We start from the raw sequence: 24,777 nt of genomic DNA on the forward strand, positions 1-24,777 counted from the left end.
GGCTTGCCCCCTCCCACATTTAGATCTCATTCAAAGACCATAACTTCGTTCATTGACCCAGCGGTGTGGCCGCAGCAGGCGCATTGAGGCGCTGGTTCAGATTCTGCACCTGGCTCTGCAAGGTGGTGATATTGCGCGTGGTCTGGATGCGGAACACATCAAACTCCTTGTTGGTCGGCGCATCGACGTTGGCAGGCTGGTTTTCCTGGGCACTCTTGAGTACCAGCAAATCCTGCTCAAGACGGGCGATGGCGGCGCCTGGATTGCCCTGCTTCTTCAAGGCTGCCACATCAGTGGACAAGTCCTTGATCTCACCTTGGGCCGCCTTGAGGCTGGCGACAGCGTCGGTCAGGGCCTGCACCTGGCCTTGCAGCTTGGCATTGGCAGCCGTCAGTTCGGTGGTACTGGCGCTCATCTGGGCCAGGCGACTGTCCAGCTCGGTGGCTTGGCCGGCGACGCCCAACTGTTGCTTGCCCTGCTCCTGCAACTGGGCTTGCAACTGCTTGATCTGCAATTTCAGCGCCTCGCTGCCGTTGTTCACGCTGGCTTCGCTGGCCACGACCTTGCCGGAAATATCCTGCAGGCGCCCCGCCGCTTCCTCGCTGATGCGGGCGAAGCTTTCCTGGGTGGCGACCAGTTGCTGGCCCATCAGGGAAATCTGCTGGAAGCTCCACCAGGCCAGGCCGGCGAAAGCAATCAGCAATGCGCCTACCAACGCCCACAACGGGCCGGTGCTGGCACTTTTAACGTTGACCACTGGTGTGGTTCGCGAGCGCACCGAAGTGGCGGCAGTCGGCACGAAATCATCGTCGTCCCCGAGGTCTGCCCGCAGGCTGGGCACGTTGTCGAAGTCGTCTTTTGCATCGTTACGCATGAATCTACCTTGAATCAATGAGGTGGCTGCTCAGAGGCCGAGCGGCGCAAGTATAAACCGTGCTCCAGACGCATAGGTCGACACGCCGGCGAATTCGGTTCCCGATGTGTTGCTGGTTATGAGCTTACTTGAGGCCCGGATCCTGGGCTTTCCACCAACTGCAGAACTCATCGAGTGCGGCCCACAGGCTGACCTTGGGCTCGTAGTCCAGATAATGCCTGGCACGGCTGATGTCGAGGGTGAAATCTTTGTTCATCACCTGCATGCCCAAACGCGATAACGAAGGCTCCGGCCGCCCCGGCCACATCGCACAGAACGCCTCATTCAAGGCTGCCACGCTGTAGGACAAACCGTAAGACCGATAACGGGTCACTTGGGGCAGCTCCATTTGCCGCATCACATAATTGACCACATCCCATATAGGCACCGGTGCGCCGTTACTGATGTTGTACGCCTTGCCCAGCGCCGAACCGGGTGCGAGCAGGCTGCTGAGCAGCGCTTCATTGAGGTTGTGCACGCTGGTGAAGTCGACCTTGTTCAGGCCGTCGCCGACAATGGCCAGGCGGTTCTTGCGCTGCATCTTCAACAGCCGCGGGAAGATGCTCATGTCGCCGGCACCGGTGACAAAACGCGGGCGCAGGGCCAGCACTTCAAGACCGAACTCCTGGGCACCGAAGACCTTCTGCTCGGCCAGATATTTGGTGGCGGCATAGGGATGCTTGAAACGCTTGGGCACCTGCTCTTCGGTGATGCCTGAATGGTCGCGGCCGTCGAAGTAGATCGACGGCGACGACAGGTGCACCAGGCGCCCCACGCGCTGCTTGAGGCAGGCTTCGACCACGTTTTCAGTGACCAGCACATTGCCTTGGTGAAAGTCCTGATACTTGCCCCACAACCCGACGGCGCCGGCGCAATGCACCACGGCTTCAACGTCGCGGCACAGGTCACGCACCAGGTCGGCATCATTCAAGTCACCCTGGATAAACTCGGCACCGCGCCGGACCAGGTGTTCGACACCCTCGGCGCGTCGCCCGTTGACCCGCACATCCAGGCCCTGTTCAAGGGCAAAACGCGCAAAGCGCCCGCCGATGAAGCCGCTTGCGCCGGTGACCAGAATTTTCATGTAGTACTCCGTGTTCTTTCGTTTTTCATCGCTGTGGCCTTGACGCCCGCCATCACTTCAACGGCACCAACCAGTGGCCACAAACCTGGGCCAGATGGTCGGTCAACAAGCTCAACAGTTGCCCGCCACTGCGCCAATGATGCCAGTACAGCGGCACATCGATGGGCTTATCTGGCAATAACTCGACCAATACGCCGGTTTCCATCTGGTCGCGCACCTGTAATTCGGGCACCAGGCCCCACCCAAGACCGGCTTCCGTCAGGCGAATAAAACCTTCGGACGACGGGCATAGATGGTGCTCAAAACCTCCGTCCACCCCGAGGGAAGCCAGGTAACGGTGTTGCAGGAAATCATCCGGGCCGAACACCAGCGCCGGCGTGCGCGCCAATTGATCGGCGCGCACGCCCGCCGGAAAATGCCGGGCAATAAACGCCGGGCTGGCCAGCGCCCGATAACGCATGGCGCCCAGTAACAGACTGCGAGCACCAGCCACCGGACGCTCGCTGGCACAAATACAGGCCGCGACCTCACCGGCGCGCATACGTTTGAGGCCCACGGTCTGGTCTTCGACCACCAGGTCCAGCAGCAAGTGCTGTTCGGCGCAGAAGTCGCTGATGGCCTCGGCCCACCAGGTGGCCAGGCTGTCGGCATTCAGGGCGATGCGCAAGCGCTCGGGCATACCCTCCTCGTCCAGCGCCGGCACCTGGCTTTGCAGGTCACGCTCCAGCAAACGCACCTGCTGCACATGGTTGAGCAGGCGTCGGCCGATGTCGGTCGGGGTTGGAGGCGAGGCCCGTACCAGCACCGGTTGCCCGATACGTGCCTCCAGCAGCTTGATGCGCTGGGAGATCGCCGACTGCGACAGCCCCAGCACCTGCGCACCACGCTCGAAGCCGGCTTGTTCCACCACCGCCGCGAGGGCAGAAAGCAATTTATAGTCGAACATCAGTTTTCCTAATGAGCGATCAGCAATATTGGTTTTTCTTATACAGGCCCGACCCGCACCATAGCCAGCATCGTTTAAGCATCAACAAGGATTCCTCAGTATGTGGCAGAGCTATATGAATGGCTTGCTGGTGGCCCTCGGGCTGATCATGGCAATCGGCACCCAGAACGCGTTCGTCCTCGCGCAAAGCCTGCGCCGCGAGCATCACTTGCCCGTCGCGGCCTTGTGCGTGATCTGCGATGCGCTGCTGGTGGCCGCCGGGGTGTTCGGCCTGGCCACCGTGCTGGCACAAAGCCCGATACTGCTTGCGGTGGCACGCTGGGGCGGCGCGGCGTTTCTGCTGTGGTATGGCGCATGTGCGCTGCGCCGGGCCTGTTCGAAACAAAGCCTGGATCAGGATGCCAGTCTCAAGACCCGCTCATTGCGCGCGGTCCTGTTGAGCGCGCTGGCGGTGACCCTGCTCAACCCCCATGTGTACCTGGACACCGTGCTGCTGATCGGTTCCCTGGGCGCGCAACAAACCGAACCGGGGGCCTACGTGGCCGGTGCAGCCAGCGCTTCGTTCCTTTGGTTCACCACCCTGGCACTCGGCGCGGCGTGGCTGGCACCCTGGCTGGCACGCCCGGCCACCTGGCGCCTGCTGGACTTGCTGGTGGCGGTGATGATGTTCTCGGTGGCCTACCAATTGATCAGCGCCTGACCAATAGTTGAAAACGCGCTGGAACCTCTATCCCACACAGTTGTTGCGTGGTTATGCCGCACCCCCGGTGCTATGATCGGACCCCTGCGCCGCAAAGAGTACAAACTCCCCGGCGCATGTTTGGCCGCCCGTGATCGGCCTTGCGCTCACCGCAACTGACCTGATTAGGAGAATCATCATGGCTTTCGAATTGCCGCCGCTGCCCTACGCACACGATGCCCTGCAGCCGCACATCTCCAAGGAAACCTTGGAATACCACCACGACAAGCACCACAACACCTATGTCGTGAACCTGAACAACCTGGTGCCTGGCACCGAGTTCGAAGGCAAGACCCTGGAAGAAATCGTCAAGTCTTCCTCGGGCGGCATCTTCAACAACGCCGCTCAGGTCTGGAACCACACCTTCTACTGGAACTGCCTGGCGCCAAACGCCGGCGGCCAACCAACCGGCGCACTGGCTGAAGCCATCAACGCTGCGTTCGGTTCGTTCGACAAGTTCAAGGAAGAGTTCACCAAAACGTCCGTCGGCACCTTCGGTTCCGGTTGGGGCTGGCTGGTGAAAAAGGCTGACGGTTCCCTGGCCCTGGCCAGCACCATCGGTGCCGGCAACCCGCTGACCAGCGGCGACACCCCGCTGCTGACCTGCGACGTATGGGAACACGCCTACTACATCGACTACCGCAACGTGCGTCCAAAGTATGTGGAAGCGTTCTGGAACCTGGTCAACTGGAAGTTCGTGGCTGAGCAGTTCGAAGGCAAGACCTTCACTGCCTAAGCAGCGCGTTCAGTAAAGAGAGCCCGGCGATTGCCGGGCTTTTTTGTGCGCGCCAGGCAGACCGCCCAGAAATAGCGGAACTCAACAGTAACAATTCACCACACAAACGCCAGGAGGAATAAACCTCCTGGTTCTAATTCAATGTGGAGAATAACGATGGATCCTATTTCGATGGCAGCAGGGGTTGCAGGTGCGATCCCAATGGTCGCGGGTGTTGTTGATAAAGGGCTGGATCTGGCAAACGGTGCAATGAATGCCGGAAACAAAGTCCTGGACATGGCAAGCAAAGTCCTGGACATGGCCGGTGAAAGCTCCAAGATCGGTGGGGAAGCGCCAAAGCCCCAGGGTAAAATCGATTTTTCTTAAATCGTCACCCACTCGAAGGCGGACCTCCTCCGCCTTCTCCGCTGCAGGGCTTTGAGCCCCCTGACCTTTCCTGCGTTTATCCGGCCAAAACCTCAATTAAGCTGCGGCCCCAATGTCCCTTTGACTGCCATCCTCAGATTGCCAATACTCATGGCATATTGACGGCCACCCGCATGAGACAAGGAATGCCCCTTTGAAGCTGGAACTCAAAAACAGCTTGTCGGTGAAGTTGCTACGGGTTGTGCTGCTGTCGGCCTTGATCGTCGGCGTGGCGTTGAGCGTGGCGCAGATCGTTTTTGATGCCTACAAGACACGCCAGGCTGTGGCTGGCGATGCGCAACGCATCCTCGACATGTTTCGCGACCCTTCGACCCAGGCCGTCTACAGCCTGGACCGCGAGATGGGTATGCAGGTGATCGAAGGATTGTTCCAGGACGACGCCGTGCGCATGGCCTCCATCGGTCATCCCAACGAGACCATGCTGGCGGAAAAAAGCCGTGCGTTGCAGCAATCCCCCAGCCGCTGGCTGACCGACCTGATTCTCGGCCAGGAACGCTCCTTTACCACCGCATTGGTCGGCAAAGGCCCCTACAGCGAATATTACGGCGACCTCAGTATCACCCTGGATACCGCCACCTATGGCAGAGGTTTTCTGGTCAGCTCGGTCATCATCTTTATCTCGGGCGTATTGCGCGCCCTGGCCATGGGGCTGGTGCTGTACCTGGTGTATCACTGGATGCTGACCAAACCGCTGTCACGGATTATCCAGCACCTGACCTCGATCAACCCGGACCGCCCCAGCGCACACAAGATCCCTCAGCTCAAGGGCCACGAACGCAACGAACTGGGGCAGTGGATAAACACCGCCAACCAGTTGCTCGAATCCATCGAGCGCAATACCCACCTGCGCCACGAGGCCGAATCCAGCCTGTTGCGCATGGCTCAATATGACTTCCTGACCGGCCTGCCCAACCGCCAGAAGCTGCAGGAACAGCTGGACAAGATCCTCACTGACGCCGGCCGCAGGCAGCGCCGGGTGGCGGTGTTGTGCGTTGGGCTGGATGATTTCAAGAGCGTCAACGAACAATTCACCTACCAGGCCGGCGACAAACTGCTACTGGCCCTGGCCGATCGCCTGCGCGCCCACAGCGGACGCCTCGGCACGCTTGCCCGCTTGGGCGGCGACCAGTTCGCCCTGGTGCAGGCCGATATCGACCAGCCCTACGAAGCCGCCGAACTGGCGCAAAGCATTTTGGATGACCTGGAGGCGGAGTTCGCGTTTGAGCATGACCTGATCAGGCTGCGTGCCACCATCGGCATCACGCTGTTCCCGGAAGATGGCGACAGCACCGAGAAGTTGCTGCAAAAAGCCGAGCAGACCATGACCCTGGCCAAGAGCCGCTCGCGCAACCGCTATCAGTTCTATATCGCCAGCGTCGACAGCGAAATGCGCCGGCGCCGCGAATTGGAAAAGGACCTGCGCGATGCGCTGAGCCGCGACCAGTTCCACCTGGTGTACCAGCCGCAAATCAGCTACCGCGACCATCGCGTAGTCGGCGTAGAGGCCCTGTTGCGCTGGCAACACCCGGAACACGGCCTGGTACCGCCGGATCTGTTTATTCCGCTGGCGGAACAGAACGGCACCATCATCCCGATCGGCGAATGGGTGCTGGACCAGGCGTGCCGGCAACTGCGCGAATGGCACGATCAGGGCTTCACCACGCTGCGCATCGCCGTCAACCTGTCCACCGTGCAACTGCACCACACCGAGTTGCCGCGGGTGGTCAACAACCTGATGCAGATCTATCGCTTGCCGCCCCGCAGCCTGGAACTGGAAGTGACCGAGACCGGCCTGATGGAAGATATCAGCACCGCCGCCCAGCACCTGCTGAGCCTGCGTCGCTCCGGGGCGCTGATCGCCATTGATGACTTCGGCACCGGTTATTCATCCCTGAGCTACCTGAAAAGCTTGCCGCTGGACAAGATCAAGATCGACAAAAGCTTCGTCCAGGACCTGCAGGATGATGACGATGACGCAACGATCGTGCGCGCCATCATCCAACTGGGCAAAAGCCTGGGTATGCAGGTGATTGCCGAAGGCGTGGAGACCGCCGAACAAGAGGCGTACATCATCTCCGAAGGCTGCCATGAGGGTCAGGGTTATCACTACAGCAAACCGCTGCAGGCGCGGGAGCTGGCGGCTTATTTGAAGCAGTCCGAGCGTAATAACGCAGTGAGTCTGTGAATTAACCAACCAATACCAAATATTTCCCGCGTATAAGCCTTTACACAAAATGCAAATCTTTCGCATTATGTCGCAGCTTTTGCGCTCCCCGCGCGCCCTATTCACACTCGAAGCAGGATGTTCGCCATGATTCGTATGCCCCTGGCCACCGCCAGTCTGCTGGCCATTGCCATTTCTCTCGCCGGTTGTGGCGAAGGTAAAGACAAGGCCGCCGCGCCTCAAGCACCCGCCGCCGCCAGCACAACCGCACCGGCTGCCGGCCAGGTCGACGAAGCAGCCGCCAAGGCGGTTGTCGCGCACTACGCAGACATGGTGTTTGCGGTATACAGCGATGCCGAATCCACCGCGAAAACCCTGCAGACTGCGGTCGACACCTTCCTCGCCAACCCGAACGACGAAACCCTGAAAGCGGCCCGTACCGCCTGGATCGCCGCGCGCGTCCCGTACCTGCAAAGTGAAGTGTTCCGCTTCGGCAACACCATCATCGACGACTGGGAAGGCCAAGTGAACGCCTGGCCCCTGGACGAAGGCTTGATCGACTACGTCGACAAGTCCTACGAGCACGCCCTGGGTAACCCGGGCGCCAACGCCAACATCATTGCCAACAGCGAGATCCAGGTCGGCGAAGACAAGATCGACGTCAAGGAAATCACCCCGGAAAAACTCGCCAGCCTCAATGAGCTGGGCGGTTCCGAGGCGAACGTTGCCACCGGCTACCACGCCATCGAATTCCTGCTCTGGGGCCAGGACCTCAACGGCACCGGCCCAGGCGCGGGCAACCGTCCGGCCTCGGACTACCTGACGGGTGACGGTGCCACCGGCGGTCACAATGAGCGCCGCCGCACTTACCTGCGCGCAGTGACTCAACTGCTGGTCAGCGACCTGGAAGAAATGGTCGGCAACTGGAAACCCAACGTCGAAGACAACTACCGCGCCACCCTGGAGTCGGATCCGGCTACCGACGGCCTGCGTAAAATGCTGTTCGGCATGGGCAGCCTGTCGTTGGGCGAGCTGGCCGGCGAGCGCATGAAGGTGTCCCTGGAAGCCAATTCGCCGGAAGACGAACATGACTGCTTCAGCGATAACACCCACAATTCGCAGTTCTACGACGCCAAGGGCATCCGCAACGTTTATCTGGGTGAATACACCCGCGTTGACGGCACCAAGCTGACCGGCGCCAGCCTGTCGTCCCTGGTGGCCAAGGCCGATCCGGCTGCCGATGCCGCTCTCAAGGCGGACCTGGCGGCAACCGAAGCGAAGATCCAGGTCATGGTCGACCGCGCCAACGCCGGCGAGCACTACGACCAGTTGATCGCCGCAGGCAACGACAAGGGCAACCAGATCGTACGCGACGCGATTGCCGCCCTGGTCAAGCAGACCGGTTCGATCGAGGCCGCTGCCGGCAAGCTGGGCATCAGTGACCTGAACCCGGACAGCGCTGATCACGAGTTCTGATCCCGCGTGGGAGGGGCGGTCGCACCGCCCCTCCCACATTTTGCTGCGTATAACCTGAAGCACTCTGGTTTACATGCCCTGTACCGTCGGTAGAATGGCGCCTCTGCCCAATCACCCGAGCGAACTTCATGGCGTTGCCGACCCTACGCATCATCGGTTTCATCATCGGCATCTTCCTGATCACCCTTGCCGTCGCCATGGTCATCCCGATGGCCACCCTGGTGATCTTCGAACGCACCAGCGACCTGCCCTCATTCCTGTGGGCCAGCCTGATCACCTTTATCGCCGGGTTGGCGCTGGTCATCCCCGGTCGCCCGGAGCATGTGCACTTGCGCCCCCGGGACATGTACCTGCTGACGGTCAGCAGTTGGGTGGTGGTGTGCATCTTCGCCGCCCTGCCCTTTTTGCTGACCCAGCACATCAGCTACACCGACTCGTTCTTTGAAAGCATGTCCGGCATCACCGCCACCGGCTCCACCGTGCTGAGCGGCCTGGACAGCATGTCACCGGGCATCCTGATGTGGCGCTCGTTGCTGCACTGGCTCGGGGGTATCGGCTTTATCGGCATGGCGGTAGCGATCCTGCCACTGCTGCGTATTGGTGGTATGCGCCTGTTCCAGACCGAATCCTCGGACCGCTCGGAAAAGGTCATGCCCCGCTCGCACATGGTGGCGCGGCTGATCGTGGCGGCGTATGTGGGCATCACTATCTTCGGCAGCCTGGCCTTCTGGTGGGCCGGGATGGGCGTATTCGATGCGATCAACCACGCGATGTCGGCAATTTCCACGGGTGGGTTTTCGACCTCGGATGAGTCCCTCGCGCACTGGAAACAACCTGCGGTGCACTGGGTCGCGGTGGTGGTGATGATCCTCGGCAGCTTGCCGTTTGCCCTGTATGTGGCGACGTTGCGCGGCAACCGACGGGCGCTGATCAAGGACCAGCAGGTGCAAGGCTTGCTCGGCCTGTTAATCGTGACCTGGCTGGTACTCGGCACCTGGTATTGGTGGACCACCAACCTGCATTGGCTCGATGCCTTGCGCCATGTGGCGCTGAACGTAACGTCAGTGGTGACGACTACCGGCTTTGCGCTGGGGGACTACAGCCTGTGGGGCAACTTCTCACTGATGCTGTTCTTCTACCTGGGCTTTATCGGCGGCTGCTCGGGCTCCACCGCAGGCGGCATCAAGATCTTCCGTTTCCAGGTCGCCTATATCCTGCTCAAGGCCAACTTGAACCAACTGATCCACCCCAGAGCGGTGATCAAACAGAAGTACAACGGCCATCGCCTGGATGAAGAAATCGTGCGGTCGATTCTGACCTTTTCGTTTTTCTTCGCGATCACCATCTGCGTTATCGCCCTGGCCTTGTCACTGCTGGGCGTGGACTGGATGACCGCGCTGACCGGTGCCGCCAGCACCGTGTCCGGCGTCGGCCCGGGCCTGGGTGAAACCATCGGCCCGGCCGGTAACTTCGCCACCCTGCCGGATGCGGCCAAATGGATTCTGTCGCTGGGCATGCTGCTGGGGAGACTGGAGATCATTACCGTGTTCGTGCTGTGTATTCCGGCATTTTGGCGCCACTGACCGACGACATTTCCTGCAGCCGTGCCCGGTACTCGCCGGGCGTGGCATTGAACCAGCGGCGAAACGCGCGGAAGAAGTTGCTCGGGTCGGCGAACCCCAGCAGGTAGGCAATTTCCAGCAAGGTCATGTTCGGCTGCGCCAGGTATTGCTCGGCCAGCTCGCGGCGGGTGTCATCGAGCAAGGCCTGGAAACTGGTGCCCTCCTCCTGCAAACGTCTTTGCAAGGTACGTTGGGACAGGTGCAGTGTCTGGGCCACCGCTTCGCGCTTGGGCTCCCCCTGGGGCAGCAGGCGGCACAACACCTGTCGCGCGTTGTGGGTGACGCGACTTTCGGAGAAACGCGCCAGGTACTCACCGGCAAAACGATCGTGCAATAGCGCCATGGCCTCGTTGGCCGTGGGCAGCGGCGCATCCATGTCGGCTTGCTCGAAGATCAGCGCGTCATAGGGCGCATTGAATTGCAGCGGCGCATGGAAGGCCTGTTTGTACGGCGCCAGGTCCGCTGGTTGATCGCCCTGCAGCAGCACTTTGCGCGGTTGCAGGGTGCGCCCGGTAAGCCAGCCGCACAGCGCCAACGCGCTGGCCAGCGAGGCTTCGGCGCTTTGCCGGGTCGGCGGCAGATGATCGCCATGCACTGTCAGAATCAACGCATAGCCTTCGGGTAAGAGTCGGAAGCTCAAGTCGGCGCTTTCGGCGATGATGCGCTGGTAGCGCACCAATCGCATAAAGCCTTCAGCCAGGGTGTTGCTGGACATCAGCGCATAACCGGCCACATGGAACGAGGCCGGCCGCACCACCTTGCCCATGTTCAAGCCAATCGCCGGGTTGCCTGACACCTCCACCGCCCGCTGCCACAGGCGGGTCATGGAATCCTGGGGAAAACGCGCGTCCGGGTCACTGAGGGCGGCATAGTCCAGGCCCAGTTGCTTGAACAACGCACGGCAATCCAGGCCGTCCATTTCCAACGCCTTGACTATCCCCATCGCCCAGCTTGCAGAAGTTGTTCGTTCGCTCATGGCGTCTTCTTATTGAAAGCAGGCTCAAACGGCAGCCAGGAAGCCAAGGATACTAAAGTGGCATCTATTGTCACTGGCTGATACCAGTGATCACTCTAGACTCAAATAAGCTCCCCGCCGAACACCTGTTGGGCGGCACAACAACCAGAGGGCCGGGCACCGTGGAAAACACCAGGAAATTCAACAGCTTTGCCGAGTTTTACCCGTACTACCTGAGCGAACATGGCAATAGCACCTGCCGGCGCTTGCACTTCATCGGCACCACCCTGGTGATCGGCATCCTCGCATACGCCATCGGCCGGGGGTCACTGCTCCTGTTGCTGGCCCTGCCAATCGCAGGCTACACCTTTGCCTGGATAGGCCACTTCTTTTTCGAAAAGAACCGCCCGGCGACCTTTCAGCACCCGTTCTATAGCTTGCTGGGGGATTTCGTGATGTACCGCGACATGATCCTGGGCAAGGTACCGTTCTAGGGTGTGACCTCATGTCACTTGCGTCGCAAGCATGAAAAATTATGCATCCGCCGAGATAAAAGTCTTTTTGTCATTTACGGTGCTGTATCCTGCCAAGGCTTTTTGAGAGCGCGCAATCACCTGCGATTGAAAACAGACCTTGCGAGGAGCGACGACGATGCACGAGATACCTAATCTCCCCTTCCCAAGCCTGCACCCAACCGAGCAGCCAACACCGCAGCAGGCCAGCAACAAGCAGCCTGCGACCAAAGAAGCAAAACCAGTCGACAGCAAACGCCAAGACTGACGCCGTACCAGACCGTGTGGAAAGCGCACCTTTGAGCGCTTTCCACACTGCCTGAATCATTCGAGACGCTCATCATGACCACAACCCTTCCCGATACGCCGGACGCCGCCGTGCTCGACGCTGCCTTGCAGATGGTCGAAGTCTGGAACCGCCTCAGTGCCGACAAGCAAGCGGCACTGCTCAAGCGCTTCGGCACCCAGGAAAACGCCCTGGCAGCCCTGGTGACGACTCAATTGCTGGCTCCCGCCCACGCCTGATGCATCTTTGCTCCGAGGTTTTACATTTTTGCCGCCCTGCCCGGCCTGCGCGCCGGTATCATTAGCAGCCTATCTTTACCTGCTGCGACAGTGGACCTCTCCCATGCCAGATACCCAGCGACCCATGGCCGTCACGCTGCAAGTCGTTTCCATCGTGCTGTTTACCTTTATCGGCTACCTGAATATCGGCATCCCCCTGGCTGTATTGCCGGGCTACGTGCATAGCCAATTGGGCTATGGCGCCGTGATCGCCGGGCTGGTCATCAGCGTGCAATACCTGGCGACCCTGTTGAGCCGCCCCTATGCCGGCAAGATTATCGACAACCTGGGCAGCAAGCGCGCCGTGCTGATTGGCCTGGTGGGCTGCGGTTCAAGTGGCGTGTTCATGTTGCTGGCGGCGTGGTTCTCCAGCCTGCCGGCAGTGAGCCTGGGCAGCCTGTTGATCGGTCGACTGGTGCTGGGCAGCGCCGAAAGCCTGGTGGGGTCCGGCGCAATCGGCTGGGGCATCGGCCGCGTCGGCGCGGCGAACACCGCCAAAGTCATCTCCTGGAACGGTATTGCCAGCTACGGCGCGCTGGCGGTCGGCGCACCACTGGGGGTGCTGTTGGTCAGTCGTTTCGGGCTGTGGAGCATGGGCGTGAGCATCATTCTGCTCGCCGTGCTGGGCGTGTTGTTGGCCTGGAAAAAACAAGCCGCGCCGATTGTGCCCGGCGTACGTCTGCCGTTCATGAATGTGCTGGGCCGCGTGTTGCCACACGGTTGCGCGCTGGCGCTGGGCTCCATCGGCTTTGGCACCATCGCCACCTTTATCACCCTGTATTACACCACCCAGCACTGGGATAACGCGGTGTGGGCCTTGAGCCTGTTCGGCGCCAGTTTTATCGGCGCACGCTTGCTGTTTGGCAATTTGATCAACCGTATTGGCGGCTTTCGTGTCGCGATTGCTTGCCTGTCGGTAGAAGTCCTCGGCCTGCTGTTGCTGTGGCTGGCGCCGGATGCCCAACTGGCGCTGGCTGGCGCGGCGTTGAGCGGCTTCGGCTTTTCCCTGGTATTTCCGGCGCTGGGCGTGGAGGCGGTCAACCTGGTGCCCGCCTCCAGCCGTGGCTCGGCGGTAGGCGCCTATTCGCTGTTTATCGACTTGTCCCTGGGCATCACCGGGCCACTGGCGGGCGCCGTGGCAGCAGGTTTCGGCTTTGCATCGATCTTCCTGTTCGCCGCCCTCGCCGCCGCCGCCGGTTTGCTGCTGAGTCTGTACCTGTACCGCCAGGCACCCAAGGCCCGGGAAACGCGCGACGCCTAGAAGTCGACCTTGCCTCGCCCGGCCTTGATGCTGCCGCGCTTGGTCTTGGACTCCAGGCGGCGCTTCTTGGACCCCAGGGTGGGCTTGGTCGGACGGCGCTTTTTCTCGACCTTGGTGGCGCTCTGGATCAACTCCACCAGGCGCTCCAACGCATCGGCACGATTCTGCTCCTGGGTACGGTATTGCTGGGCCTTGAGCACCAGCACACCTTCGCTGGTAATACGGCTGTCGCGCAGCGCCAGCAGGCGCTCCTTGTAGAACTCCGGCAAGGACGAGGCTGGAATGTCAAAACGCAGGTGCACTGCGCTCGACACCTTGTTGACGTTCTGACCACCGGCGCCCTGGGCGCGGATCGCGGTCAGCTCGATCTCGGCATCGGGCAACTGTACGTTGTTGGAAATCACCAGCATGAGTAACACGGTCCTCCGGAAGAAGCCCTAGGATACGCGAATGCACCTTGGCCATCCCCTCAAACAACAAACCCGGCACAAGGCCGGGTCTGCTTAACAACATTGACGCTTACTTCACCGCAGGGACCGCCATATCCATGGACTGCTGCGCCCGCTTGTTCTTGACCCAGTAACACACGCCCATGAACGCCACCCACACCGGGATCGCGTACACCGAGCGGTCAATGCCCGGAATCATCAACATGGTGCCCAGGATAAACACCACGAACGCCACGCAGATAATGTTGCCATACGGATACCACAGCGCCTTGAACAGCGGCACCTGGCCGGTGCGGTTCATGTGCTGGCGGAACTTGAAGTGCGAGAAGCTGATCATCGCCCAGTTGATCACCAGCGTGGCCACCACCAGCGACATCAGCAGTTCCAGCGCGTTATGGGGCATCAGGTAGTTCATCAGCACCGCCACCAGGGTGATCGCTGCCGAGGCCAGGATCGAGCGCACCGGCACGCCACGCTTGTCGATCTTCGCCAGGGCCTTGGGCGCGTCGCCCTGCTCGGCCATGCCCAGCAACATACGGCTATTGCAGTAGGTGCCGCTGTTGTACACCGACAGCGCCGCCGTCAGCACCACGAAGTTGAGGATATGCGCGGCGGTATTGCTGCCCAGCATCGAGAACACCTGCACGAACGGGCTGCCACTGTAGGCATCGCCGGAGGCGTTGAGGGTCGCCAGCAGGCTGTCCCACGGCGTCAGCGACAACAGCACCACCAGAGCGCCGATGTAGAAAATCAGGATACGGTAGATCACCTGATTGATCGCCTTGGGGATCACGGTGCGTGGTTGATCGGCTTCGGCAGCGGTAAAACCGAGCATTTCCAGGCCGCCGAACGAGAACATGATGATCGCCATGGCCATCACCAACCCGCCAACACCATGGGGGAAAAACCCGCCGTGGTCCCACAGGTTGCTCACCGAGGCTTGCGGGCCGCCGCTGCCACTGACCAGCAGATAGCTGCCCAGGGCAATCATGCCAACGATTGCCACCACCTTGATGATGGCAAACCAGAACTCGGCTTCACCGAAGACCTTGACGTTGGCCAGGTTGATCACGTTGATCAGCACGAAAAAGGCCGCCGCAGACACCCAGGTCGGGATCTCCGGCCACCAGTAGTGCACGTATTTGCCGACAGCGGTCAGCTCCGACATACCCACCAGAATGTAAAGAATCCAGCAGTTCCAGCCCGACAGAAAGCCGGCGAAACCGCCCCAGTATTTGTGGGCAAAATGGCTGAACGAACCGGCTACCGGCTCCTCGACGATCATCTCGCCGAGCTGGCGCATGATCATGAAGGCGATAAAGCCGCAGATGGCATAGCCCAGGATCATCGACGGGCCGGCGGATTTGAGCACCCCGGCCGAGCCCAGGAACAGGCCGGTGCCGATGGCGCCACCGAGGGCGATCAACTGGATATGCCGATTTTTCAGGCCGCGTTTCAGCTCGCCTGAAGAGGAATGGGTTCCACTCATGAAAGGGTCTCACGCAAGGTTTGAGGATATGAATGCAGGTTGCTGCCTTGAATTACCGACTCAAGCAGCGCCGCTCAAACCCCGGCGCAGGCACCAGGAGTACAGCGTCTTTCTAACGGTCATGCGTCACCTGTTTGTTTTTATCTGTGACGAAATCGAACCCGTCCGGCTCGTGGCCAGGCGGAATGATCAGGGGGATCGAACCCTGAGGTCTTGGCCTTTTGCGTGGGTACGCAAGGGGAGTCACAGTACAACGCGGCGCATTGTACACCGCTCGACAGCTTCGGCACGCCCCAACAGAGTGCACGCGACAAACTGTCAGCTAATCCTTACAGCTACAGGTCGCCCAAGACTCTCGGGGCAAATGCGTAAACTTATCGTTACGATGCGGAAATGCTGCGTTACAGCCAGGTTTTACGGACAGCCAACGGAAAATTGTCAGTGTGAATTTTCTGAATAAACGGTTCAGCCAATTAGCTGTTTTTTCTGAATAAAAAATAGCTCGCCAAAAACAGAAGAAAAAATCCAAATGAAACCGTGTCAATAAATTTTTTGCATTTTGAAACACTCTCTTCTAGGTTCTTTCCACTTGCCCGCGAAGCCCGCGGGCAAGCCGTTCTCAATCAACGTCCTCTAGGAGATACACCATGCAAGCACTGGAAAAAGACCTGGAAACCGAACTGCAACTCGACGATTGGTTTGAAGCGCCGACCCATGAGGCCGCCGTTGAAATGATGCAAGCCGATGCCGTTGTGCCTTTCGGCACCGCGATGTGGCCTTTCTAATACCCGGCAGGCATCCGGCAGGTGCTGTGCACGGCACCTGCCCCCTTACCCAAGGCACAGAAGGACACCCGTCATGGACAAGGCCCGCGCCGTCGAACACTTTCTCTACTATCTTGCTCACCATCCGGCCCTCCAGGGCCTGAGTCGCCCCAACGTGCTGCTGGGCCATACCGAACGCTACGACGCCATCGCCCAGGCAATCACCCACGGCAGCGCCGCCCGCTTCAACTTCCAGTTGCAACGCCTGGACCTGGCTCCCAGCGAAGCCCTGGTGCAAGCCATCGAAGCCTGTGACCTGTACCTGTTTCTCTACGACTCCTCCACCCTGCCCAACCCACGCGCCGAAGGCCCGGACTTTATCCGCGCCCTGCACGGCGTGATGGCCGAGCACTGGAAGAAATCCCTGCTATTCAAGGATTATGGTGATTACTTCTACGACACCTTCAGCGTCGAGCCACAGCGTATTGCCGACCTTAACGCCACGCTGATCCGACGCATGTCCCAGGCCAATGTACTGAGCTTTACCGACAAGCACGGTTCACGTCTTGAAGCGCCGATGAGCAGCATCAAGAAGTGGACCAATATCAACGGCGTCGGCAACCACGACCTGGCCCCCGGCGAAATCGCCACCCACAGTGAAGCCATCAACGGCCAGGTGCGGTTTGTGGGTACCTTCCTCAGCACTATTCCGTTTGCGCGCAAATACGGCGTGCTGCAATCACCGCTGGAATTGTGGATCGAGAACTCGACCATTTGCAGCGTGGCCAGCGACGTGCCGGGGCTGGCGGATGATTTCAACAAGTACCTGAATGCCAACCCGTCCAACCGTCGGGTGGAGGAGCTAGGGATTGGCACCAACGAAGGGGTCAAGGATCTTTATGCGCGCAATGCCGGGTTCGAGGAGCGCCATTGCGGGCTGCACCTGGGCCTGGGCGGCGGGCAGAAAGGCAGTCATCACTTGGATTTGATCTTTGCCAGTGGGGTGTTGGCGCTGGATGACAAGCCGGTGTTTGATGGCTCCTTTGCCTTTTAAAAGATCATCAGACGTGTAGATATCCCTGTGGGAGCCAGGCTTGCCCGCGTTAGCGGTGGGTCAGTTAGCACAAAGGTGACTGGCACACCGCTATCGCAGGCAAGCCAGCTCCCACAGTTGATTGCATTTCAAATTCAGATCAAAAAAAACGCCAACCCTAGGGTTGGCGTTTTTATGCAGCGCTTAACGCATCACTGCGGCTTCTTGCGACCAAAACCAGGACGCTGCCCCGAACCTGCCGGTGCGCCACGGCGCTTGCCCGACGGCTCATCAGCTACCAGTTTCGGGCCAGGGCGCTTGTTCGCCGCCGGCTTGGCTGGACGCTTGGTACTGGCATTGTCGGCCGGGCGATCGGCTTCACCACGGTTGCTGCGACCGCCGCTTGGCGCTTCGCCACGAGCAGGGCGCGGCGTGCGTGGCGCACGATCACCTTCCTGGCGGGACGGTGCGGTTGGGCGACGCTCACCTTCGATCTGCGGCTCGCGAGAGATACGACCGCCGGTTGCCGGTGCATTCAGCGCCGGGCGAAGGGTGCGAGCCACGCGCTCGGTACGCGCAACAGGGCGCGACGATTTACGCTGCATACGCTCAAGCTTGTCTTTGCTCTTGGCATTCATCTGCGGCATGGCGACCGGCGTCAGGCCGACTTCGGCGCTGAGGATGTCGACTTCGTACTGGCTCATTTCGCGCCAGCGGCCCATCGGCAGGTCGGAGTTCAGGAACACCGGGCCGAAACGCACGCGCTTGAGGCGGCTGACCACCAGCCCCTGGGATTCCCACAGGCGACGCACTTCACGGTTACGCCCTTCCATCACCACGCAGTGGTACCAGTGGTTGAAACCTTCGCCGCCTGGCGCCTGCTTGATGTCGGTGAACTTGGCCGGGCCGTCTTCCAGCACCACGCCGGCCTTGAGGCGTTCGATCATCTCGTCATCGACTTCACCGCGTACACGCACGGCGTATTCACGGTCCATCTCGTAGGACGGGTGCATCAGGCGGTTGGCCAGTTCGCCGTCAGTGGTGAACATCAGCAAGCCGGTGGTGTTGATGTCCAGACGACCGATGTTGATCCAGCGGCCTTCCTTGGGCTTGGGCATCTTGTCGAACACGGTCGGACGGCCTTCCGGGTCGTCACGGGTGCAGATTTCGCCATCGGGCTTGTTGTACATGATCACGCGGCGCACCGATTCGGCGGCCTCTTCACGCTTGATGACCTTGCCATCAATGGTGATTGCATCGTGCAGGTCGACGCGCTGGCCGAGGGTAGCCTCGACGCCGTTGACCTTGATGCGCTTCTGGGTGATCCAGGCTTCGACGTCGCGGCGCGAGCCCACACCGATACGCGCCAGCACTTTTTGCAGCTTTTCGCCTGCTGGGCCGATTTCCTGGTCTTTCTGGTCTTGGTCATTCATCGTAAGCACCTCCCGGTGGGTCGATTCAGGCGTGGCCTGAGGGGTCTTGAAAGCGGGGCCTTGGCCGAATAGGTCGGCAAGGGGTCGCGAATCATACGCGCATGACGCGTGTTGCGCATCACAGACTAGTCGATAACGCCCAAGTCATTTGCTTTTCCGCCGACCGGTGGCACCCAGCGCCAGCAATCGCAGCTCGGCTTCAGCCAGCACCGTGCGCTTGTCGACTTTGTCGAGCTTCTTCCAGGCACGGATTTCGCGCTTGCTGCGGCCACAGCCGACGCAGATGTCGTCGCTGAACTTGCAGATGCTGATGCAGGGGTCTTTGGTGGAACTCATGTTTTCTCCCAGACAATCCAGACCAATGGAGACAATGGAGATCCAATGTGGGAGGGGGCTTGCTCCCGATAGAAGTGGATCAGTTGATGCATCTGCTGCCTGACACTGCGCTATCGGGAGCAAGCCCCCTCCCACAGTTTTTATTGCGTCAGTCTTCGAGTTGGCGGCGTTCGTTTTCGATGGCTTCGGCCAGCGCCCGGGCTTCGTCTTCTTCGTCGCTCAGCGGCGGCTGTTCCAGGGCGGCGACGGCGGCCAGCAGTTTTTCCCGGGCATCGGCGACGCCGAGGATGTCTGCTTCGACTTCGGGCTCGGGTTCAACGTTCACCTCGGTCTGCGGCTCGTCGGCAGCATCACGCAAGAGGTCGTCAAAATCAGTCTTGATCCCTTGCTCCATATCATCGAGCTCCAACAACAGCGTATGGAAGCTGGTTTCGTCCTTGGGCTCCTCCGGCTCGGCGCTGGCATCGGCCAGTTCCTGCAGGCTTTGCGGTACCGGCGCATCGTCGAAGTCGAGCACCGGCTCGGCCTCCATTTCGCGCAGTTCAGCCAGGGGCGGCAGATCGTCGAGGTTCTTCAGGTTGAAATGATCGAGGAACACCTTGGTGGTGGCGAACATCGCCGGTTTGCCGGGCACGTCGCGGTAACCCACGATGCGGATCCACTCGCGCTCCAGCAGAGTCTTGACGATATGGCTGTTGACCGCCACACCACGCACATCCTCGATTTCGCCACGGGTAATCGGCTGGCGATAGGCGATCAGCGCCATGGTTTCCAGCATTGCCCGCGAATAACGCTGCGGCCGCTCTTCCCACAAGCGCCCCACCCACGGCGAAAACTTCTCACGGATCTGCAGGCGATAACCCGACGCCACTTCGCGCAACTCAAAGGCACGGCCGTCGCAGGACTTGCGCAGGATCTCCAGCGCCTTCTTGAATACCGGCGGCTCCGGGCGTTCGGCTTCTTCAAAGAGTTCGAACAGGCGCTCCAGGGATTGCGGCTTACCCGAGGCCAGGAGAAAGGCCTCCAGCAAGGGTGCCAGTTCGCGGGGTTCAGTCAGATTCATCGATTCAGCTCGTTATTCGGCTCGCGCCCGCACGTGGATAGCCGCAAAAGGCTCATTCTGCACCAGCTCGACCAAGGATTCCTTGACCAGTTCGAGGATCGCCATAAAGGTCACCACCACACCTAGTCGGCCTTCTTCGGCGGTGAACAGTTCGACAAACGGCACAAACCCACCGCCCTTCAGGCGCTCCAGCACATCACTCATGCGCTCGCGGGTAGACAGCGCTTCGCGGCTGACCTGGTGGCTTTCAAACATATCGCCACGGCGCAGCACCTCGGCCATGGACATCAGCAATTCTTCCAGGCTCACGTCCGGCAGCAATTTGCGCGCACGGGCCTCGGGTGCGTCGAGCTTGGGCACCACCACATCACGGCCCACGCGGCTCAGGCCGTCAATGCCTTCGGCGGCGGCCTTGAAGCGTTCGTACTCCTGCAAGCGGCGGATCAGTTCGGCGCGCGGGTCATCCTCTTCGGCCTCCACCGTCTCCGAGCGCGGCAACAACATGCGCGACTTGATCTCGGCGAGCATGGCCGCCATCACCAGGTACTCGGCGGCCAACTCCAGGCGCACCGACTGCATCAGCTCGACGTAGCCCATGTACTGACGGGTGATTTCTGCCACCGGGATGTCGAGGATATTGATGTTCTGCTTGCGGATCAGGTACAGCAGCAAGTCCAGCGGGCCTTCGAAGGCTTCCAGGAAGACCTCCAGGGCATCCGGTGGAATGTACAGGTCCAGGGGCATTTCCATGACCGCCTGGCCATAGACCATGGCGAACGGCAGTTCCTGCTGGGCGCCGGCCTGGGGATCAGCGGTTTCCACGGCCGACATTCAGGCCTCGACCATAAATGGCGCCGGATCGCCACAGCCCACACGCACCACTTCAGGCTCGCCGTCAGCCAGGTTGATCACCGTCGAGGCTTTGTTGCCGCCGTAGCCGCCATCGATGATCAGGTCGACATGCTTTTCCAGCAGGCGCCGCATTTCGTAAGGGTCGTACAACGGTTCGGTTTCACCGGGCAGGATCAACGACACGCTCATCAGCGGCTCACCCAGCTCGGCCAACAGCGCCAGGGCTATCGGGTGTTCCGGCACGCGCAGGCCGATGGTGCGCTTCTTGGGGTGCAGTAAAAGGCGCGGCACTTCGCGGGTGGCATTGAGAATGAAGGTATAAGGCCCCGGCGTATGGGCCTTGAGCAGGCGGAACGTACCGGTGTCGACCTTGGCGAACAGGCCCAGTTGAGACAAGTCGCTGCAAATCAGTGCGAAGTTGTGCTTGTCGTCCAGCTGGCGCAGGCGCCTTACACGCTCGACCGCGCCCTTGTCGCCGATCTGGCAACCGATGGCGTAGGACGAATCAGTTGGATAGATCACCACGCCGCCGGCACGGATAATCTCCACGGCCTGTTTAATCAGGCGCGCCTGAGGGTTTTCCGGATGAATCTGGAAGAATTGACTCACGTGCTCTACCTGTTCAGACGGTGGCAATAATGGGGTCATGCTTGAATCGCCCCCACAACAGCGGCAGATCTTCCGGGACCTGGCGATACTCGCCAATCTCGGACCAGCCGCCTGGGCCATGAAAATCACTGCCGGCACTGACCAGCAGACCAAATTCGCGAGCAAGGATCGCCAGGCTGCCGACCTGTTCCGCCGGTTGATGCCCGTTGACCACCTCAATCGCGTGGCCACCCGCACCAATATAGTCGCTGATCAGCTTGCGGCGCTTGCTGCGGGTGAAATCGTAATGCCAGGGATGCGCCAGGCTGACCCAGGCCCCGGAAGCCCGCAAGGTCTGGACGGTGTCTTCCAGGGTCGGCCAATGCAGCTTCACATCGCCCAACTTGCCGGCCCCCAGCCATTTGCGAAAGGCTTCGGCGCGATCCTTGACATAGCCTTCGCGCACCATCCAGTCGGCAAAGTGCGGACGGGCCGGTGCGTTGCCGCTGTCACCCAGTTCCTGCTGGATGGCACGGGCGCCGTCGAGGGCGCCGGGCATACCTTTAAGGCTGAGCTTGCGGCTTATTTCTTCGGACCGCAGCCAGCGGCCATCGTGCAATTGGGCAATGGCCGCCACCAACGGCGGGGCATTCTGATCGAAACCGTAGCCAAGTACATGAATGGTGGCGCCGCCCCAGGTGCAGGACAATTCCACCCCGTTGACCAACTGCATGCCCAAAGAATGCGCGGCTACGCGGGCCTCATCGAGGCCTTCGAGGGTGTCGTGGTCGGTCAACGCCAGCACTTGCACGCCTTTTTCAAACGCACGCGCAACCAGTACCGCGGGCGCCAGGGCGCCGTCGGAGGCCGTGCTGTGGCAGTGCAAATCAACATTCACGTGGGTATGTAACCTCAAGTCAGCTGGCGCTATCGCAACCAAGGATGTTTGTTATTATGCCGCCACATCCAGCTTCTGGCTCTTACTGTGAAACAATTCATCGACTTCATCCCGCTGTTGCTGTTTTTCATCGTTACCAAACTCGACCCCAGGGTCATCGAAATCGCCGGTCACGAGCTGTCGTTCGGGGGTATCTACAGTGCCACTGCCGTACTGATCATCAGCTCCATCGTGGTCTACGGCGCCATCTTCATCTCCCAGCGCAAGCTGGAAAAAAGCCAATGGCTGACCCTTATCGCCTGCCTGGTCTTTGGCGGACTGACCCTGGCCTTCCACAGCGAAACCTTCCTTAAATGGAAAGCCCCGGTGGTCAACTGGCTGTTCGCCCTGGTCTTTATCGGCAGCCACTTCATCGGTGACCGCTTGCTGATCAAGCGGATCATGGGCCACGCGCTGACCTTGCCGGAACCGGTGTGGGTACGCCTGAACGTGGCCTGGATCGTGTTTTTCCTGTTCTGCGGTGCCGCCAACCTGTTCGTAGCCTTTACCTTCCAGGACTACTGGGTCGACTTCAAGGTGTTCGGCAGCCTGGGCATGACCGTATTGTTCCTGATCGGCCAGGGGATCTACCTGTCGCGTCACCTGCATGACACCGCGCCTACCACGCCGAAAACCGAGGACTGACATGCTCTACGCCATCATTGCCACCGATATTGCCAACTCGCTGGAAAAACGCCTGAGCGTACGCCCGGCCCACGTCGAGCGCCTTAAACAGCTGCAAGCCGAAGGCCGTATCGTACTGGCCGGCCCGCACCCGGCGGTCGACAGCAATGACCCGGGCGACGCCGGTTTCACCGGCAGCCTGATTGTCGCCGAGTTCGCCTCCCTGGCCGACGCCCAGGCCTGGGCCAAGGCCGACCCCTATGTCGCAGCAGGCGTCTACGCTGATGTGGTGATCAAGCCGTTCAAGCAAGTCCTGCCTTGAACCCGGCTGCGTCGAACCTAATCGTTTCGGCGCACTCCTAATGGCTCACGGCGTCACCGGTGGGGTCGTCGCCGTCGACAATGGCTAAATCGAGTGAGTCATGAGCGAGCTGTTACTGATAGATGATGACCAGGAGCTCTGTGAGCTGCTGACCAGTTGGTTGAGCCAGGAAGGCTTCCAGGTGCGCGCCTGCCACGATGGCCTGAGCGCCCGTAAAGCCTTGGCCGAAGCCGCCCCGGCGGCGGTGGTGCTCGACGTGATGCTGCCCGACGGCAGCGGCCTGGAACTGCTCAAGCAACTGCGCAACGACCACCCGGAACTGCCGGTGCTGATGCTCTCGGCGCGGGGCGAACCCCTGGACCGCATCCTCGGCCTGGAACTGGGCGCCGACGACTACCTGGCCAAGCCTTGCGATCCGCGCGAACTGACCGCCCGCCTGCGTGCCGTATTGCGCCGCAGCCACCCGACCGCGGTCTCGACCCAGCTTGAGCTGGGCGACCTGTGCTTCAGCCCGGTGCGCGGCGTGGTGAGTATCGATGAGCAGGAGTTCACCCTGACCGTCTCCGAAAGCCGCCTGCTCGAAGCCTTGCTGCGCCAGCCCGGCGAGCCCCTCGATAAACAGGAACTGGCGCAGATCGCCCTGGGTCGCAAGTTGACCCTTTACGATCGCAGCCTGGACATGCACGTCAGCAACCTGCGCAAAAAGATCGGCCCGCACCCGGATGGCCGGCCGCGGATCGTGGCGCTGCGCAGTCGCGGCTACTACTACAGCCTCTAAACATCACGCTTAACCCTGTGGGAGCTGGCTTGCCTGCGATAGCGGTGGGCCAGTTAGCATAACGGTGGACTGACACACCGCTATCGCAGGCAAGCCAGCTCCCACCATTGATTTCATCACCTTCAAGGGTTTTGTCAGCTCCTGTCAAACCCGTCTTTACCGAAGCTTTACTCTCCCCTGACCGCCGCTGACCTTGCTCTGCGTAACCTACTCACATCCGGACTCACCGGAATAGAGACAGGAGAATCACCATGCGCAAGACCCTTATCGCTTTGATGCTCGCCGCTGCACTGCCTACCGTCGCCATGGCCATGCCTGAAGGCCCGGGCCCGATGGGCGGTCACGAAGGCCACATGATGGGCGGCCCAGGCCACGGTGAACACGGCCCGCGTGGTAAAGGCGGCCCGTTCAGCCAGTTGGACTTGAGCAAGGAACAGCGTGAGCAGATCCGCAAGCTGATGGGTGACCAATGGCACGCTCGCAAAGACCTGACCCAAAAGTACCTGGACAAACTCCCGGCCGCTGACCAGAAAGCCATGCAGGACGAGATCGCCGCCGGCAAGCAGAAAACCCAGGCCAATATCCGCGCCGTGCTCAAGCCTGACCAGCAGAAGCAATACGACGAGATCGTCAAAAAGCAAGCCGAGCGCCGTGCCGAGTGGAAGCAATTCCAGGAATGGAAAGCCCAGCAAGCGCAAAAAGCGCAATAAT

27 protein-coding genes are annotated in these 24,777 nt (G+C 60.5%); 15 read left to right on the top strand and 12 right to left on the bottom strand.

Going from position 1 to position 24,777, the window contains the following annotated elements; translation table 11 throughout:
* Window positions 1-49: 49 nt before the first annotated feature.
* The 3 genes from IH404_RS22100 to IH404_RS22110 form a co-directional block, all read right to left on the bottom strand.
* Entirely contained in the window at window positions 50-874 is an 825-nt protein-coding gene (locus IH404_RS22100; protein WP_194439038.1) for an ATPase, read from the bottom strand.
* A gap of 124 nt (window positions 875-998) precedes the next feature.
* The gene (locus IH404_RS22105; protein WP_194439040.1) at window positions 999-1,997 is read right to left on the bottom strand and encodes an NAD-dependent epimerase/dehydratase family protein; all 999 of its coding nucleotides are present in this window, start codon (window positions 1,995-1,997) and stop codon (window positions 999-1,001) included.
* A 52-nt stretch (window positions 1,998-2,049) separates the two neighbouring features.
* On the bottom strand, window positions 2,050-2,943 hold the full coding sequence (locus IH404_RS22110) for a LysR family transcriptional regulator ArgP (protein WP_194439042.1): 894 nt from the start codon (window positions 2,941-2,943) through the stop codon (window positions 2,050-2,052).
* A gap of 100 nt (window positions 2,944-3,043) precedes the next feature.
* On the opposite strand from IH404_RS22110, the gene IH404_RS22115 reads away from it, so the two are divergent.
* The 6 genes from IH404_RS22115 to IH404_RS22140 all read left to right on the top strand — a co-directional run bounded on the left by IH404_RS22115 (window position 3,044) and on the right by IH404_RS22140 (window position 10,067).
* Window positions 3,044-3,643: a LysE/ArgO family amino acid transporter gene (locus IH404_RS22115; protein ID WP_005790791.1), complete on the top strand. Its 600-nt coding sequence runs from the start codon at window positions 3,044-3,046 to the stop codon at window positions 3,641-3,643.
* Between the two features lie 178 nt (window positions 3,644-3,821).
* Entirely contained in the window at window positions 3,822-4,418 is a 597-nt protein-coding gene (locus tag IH404_RS22120; RefSeq protein WP_003212997.1) for a Fe-Mn family superoxide dismutase, read from the top strand.
* Between the two features lie 156 nt (window positions 4,419-4,574).
* Window positions 4,575-4,784, top strand: a complete 210-nt coding sequence (locus IH404_RS22125) for a hypothetical protein (RefSeq protein ID WP_143508477.1) — start codon at window positions 4,575-4,577, stop codon at window positions 4,782-4,784.
* 193 nt (window positions 4,785-4,977) lie between these two features.
* Window positions 4,978-7,029: a GGDEF domain-containing phosphodiesterase gene (locus IH404_RS22130; RefSeq protein ID WP_005790793.1), complete on the top strand. Its 2,052-nt coding sequence runs from the start codon at window positions 4,978-4,980 to the stop codon at window positions 7,027-7,029.
* Window positions 7,030-7,155: 126 nt separating this feature from the next.
* A complete protein-coding gene (locus IH404_RS22135; protein ID WP_078822164.1) occupies window positions 7,156-8,484 on the top strand; it encodes an imelysin family protein in 1,329 nt (442 codons plus the stop codon).
* A gap of 128 nt (window positions 8,485-8,612) precedes the next feature.
* Window positions 8,613-10,067 (top strand): TrkH family potassium uptake protein, encoded by a 1,455-nt coding sequence (locus tag IH404_RS22140; protein ID WP_005790797.1) that lies wholly within the window; start codon window positions 8,613-8,615, stop codon window positions 10,065-10,067.
* On the opposite strand, the gene IH404_RS22145 is transcribed toward IH404_RS22140, so the two are convergent.
* Entirely contained in the window at window positions 10,024-11,082 is a 1,059-nt protein-coding gene (locus tag IH404_RS22145; protein WP_005790800.1) for an AraC family transcriptional regulator, read from the bottom strand. The two genes, IH404_RS22140 and IH404_RS22145, sit on opposite strands and share 44 nt — an antisense overlap.
* Before the next feature lie 161 nt (window positions 11,083-11,243).
* Here IH404_RS22145 and IH404_RS22150 point away from each other — a divergent pair, with 161 nt between their 5' ends.
* The 3 genes from IH404_RS22150 (at window position 11,244) to IH404_RS22160 (ending at window position 13,398) form a co-directional block, all read left to right on the top strand.
* Window positions 11,244-11,555, top strand: coding sequence for a DUF962 domain-containing protein (locus IH404_RS22150; RefSeq protein WP_005790802.1), 312 nt, complete (start codon window positions 11,244-11,246; stop codon window positions 11,553-11,555).
* Between the two features lie 360 nt (window positions 11,556-11,915).
* Window positions 11,916-12,098 carry a hypothetical protein gene (locus IH404_RS22155; protein WP_005790805.1) on the top strand — a complete coding sequence of 61 codons (183 nt, stop codon included), beginning with the start codon at window positions 11,916-11,918 and terminating at the stop codon, window positions 12,096-12,098.
* Between the two features lie 103 nt (window positions 12,099-12,201).
* On the top strand, window positions 12,202-13,398 hold the full coding sequence (locus IH404_RS22160) for an MFS transporter (RefSeq protein ID WP_005790807.1): 1,197 nt from the start codon (window positions 12,202-12,204) through the stop codon (window positions 13,396-13,398).
* Here the strand turns inward: IH404_RS22160 and arfB are convergent.
* Both arfB and IH404_RS22170 read right to left on the bottom strand, forming a co-directional pair.
* Window positions 13,395-13,808: an alternative ribosome rescue aminoacyl-tRNA hydrolase ArfB gene (arfB, locus tag IH404_RS22165; protein ID WP_003193787.1), complete on the bottom strand. Its 414-nt coding sequence runs from the start codon at window positions 13,806-13,808 to the stop codon at window positions 13,395-13,397. The genes IH404_RS22160 and arfB overlap by 4 nt on opposite strands.
* Window positions 13,809-13,917: 109 nt before the next feature.
* Window positions 13,918-15,336 (bottom strand): amino acid permease, encoded by a 1,419-nt coding sequence (locus IH404_RS22170; RefSeq protein WP_005790812.1) that lies wholly within the window; start codon window positions 15,334-15,336, stop codon window positions 13,918-13,920.
* A 647-nt stretch (window positions 15,337-15,983) separates the two neighbouring features.
* Here IH404_RS22170 and IH404_RS22175 point away from each other — a divergent pair.
* Both IH404_RS22175 and IH404_RS22180 read left to right on the top strand, forming a co-directional pair.
* Window positions 15,984-16,121 carry a hypothetical protein gene (locus IH404_RS22175; protein ID WP_003237751.1) on the top strand — a complete coding sequence of 46 codons (138 nt, stop codon included), beginning with the start codon at window positions 15,984-15,986 and terminating at the stop codon, window positions 16,119-16,121.
* Window positions 16,122-16,194: 73 nt separating this feature from the next.
* Window positions 16,195-17,154, top strand: coding sequence for a hypothetical protein (locus tag IH404_RS22180; RefSeq protein ID WP_005790813.1), 960 nt, complete (start codon window positions 16,195-16,197; stop codon window positions 17,152-17,154).
* Window positions 17,155-17,345: 191 nt separating this feature from the next.
* Here IH404_RS22180 and rluB read toward each other — a convergent pair whose 3' ends face one another.
* From rluB to IH404_RS22210, 6 genes are all read right to left on the bottom strand, one after another.
* Complete coding sequence (rluB, locus tag IH404_RS22185) at window positions 17,346-18,566, bottom strand: 23S rRNA pseudouridine(2605) synthase RluB (protein ID WP_005790814.1); 1,221 nt, start codon at window positions 18,564-18,566, stop codon at window positions 17,346-17,348.
* Between the two features lie 144 nt (window positions 18,567-18,710).
* Window positions 18,711-18,902, bottom strand: coding sequence for a DUF1289 domain-containing protein (locus IH404_RS22190; protein WP_005790815.1), 192 nt, complete (start codon window positions 18,900-18,902; stop codon window positions 18,711-18,713).
* A 148-nt stretch (window positions 18,903-19,050) separates the two neighbouring features.
* On the bottom strand, window positions 19,051-19,965 hold the full coding sequence (scpB, locus tag IH404_RS22195) for an SMC-Scp complex subunit ScpB (protein WP_005790816.1): 915 nt from the start codon (window positions 19,963-19,965) through the stop codon (window positions 19,051-19,053).
* 12 nt (window positions 19,966-19,977) lie between these two features.
* Complete coding sequence (locus tag IH404_RS22200; RefSeq protein WP_164365898.1) at window positions 19,978-20,676, bottom strand: ScpA family protein; 699 nt, start codon at window positions 20,674-20,676, stop codon at window positions 19,978-19,980.
* Window positions 20,677-20,796: 120 nt separating this feature from the next.
* A complete protein-coding gene (locus tag IH404_RS22205) occupies window positions 20,797-21,426 on the bottom strand; it encodes an L-threonylcarbamoyladenylate synthase (protein WP_003193796.1) in 630 nt (209 codons plus the stop codon).
* Window positions 21,427-21,439: 13 nt separating this feature from the next.
* Window positions 21,440-22,303 carry a PHP domain-containing protein gene (locus IH404_RS22210; RefSeq protein WP_005790818.1) on the bottom strand — a complete coding sequence of 288 codons (864 nt, stop codon included), beginning with the start codon at window positions 22,301-22,303 and terminating at the stop codon, window positions 21,440-21,442.
* An 87-nt stretch (window positions 22,304-22,390) separates the two neighbouring features.
* Here IH404_RS22210 and IH404_RS22215 point away from each other — a divergent pair, with 87 nt between their 5' ends.
* The 4 genes from IH404_RS22215 to IH404_RS22230 all read left to right on the top strand — a co-directional run bounded on the left by IH404_RS22215 (window position 22,391) and on the right by IH404_RS22230 (window position 24,776).
* Window positions 22,391-22,987, top strand: coding sequence for a septation protein A (locus IH404_RS22215; protein ID WP_005790819.1), 597 nt, complete (start codon window positions 22,391-22,393; stop codon window positions 22,985-22,987).
* 1 nt (window position 22,988) lies between these two features.
* Window positions 22,989-23,288 (top strand): YciI family protein, encoded by a 300-nt coding sequence (locus tag IH404_RS22220; protein ID WP_005790820.1) that lies wholly within the window; start codon window positions 22,989-22,991, stop codon window positions 23,286-23,288.
* 100 nt (window positions 23,289-23,388) lie between these two features.
* Window positions 23,389-24,066 carry a response regulator transcription factor gene (locus IH404_RS22225; protein ID WP_122733628.1) on the top strand — a complete coding sequence of 226 codons (678 nt, stop codon included), beginning with the start codon at window positions 23,389-23,391 and terminating at the stop codon, window positions 24,064-24,066.
* Window positions 24,067-24,317: 251 nt separating this feature from the next.
* Complete coding sequence (locus IH404_RS22230) at window positions 24,318-24,776, top strand: hypothetical protein (RefSeq protein ID WP_005790823.1); 459 nt, start codon at window positions 24,318-24,320, stop codon at window positions 24,774-24,776.
* Window position 24,777 lies beyond the last annotated feature (1 nt).

Source organism: Pseudomonas sp. OST1909, assembly GCF_015277575.1.
Lineage (GTDB): Bacteria > Pseudomonadota > Gammaproteobacteria > Pseudomonadales > Pseudomonadaceae > Aquipseudomonas > Aquipseudomonas synxantha_A.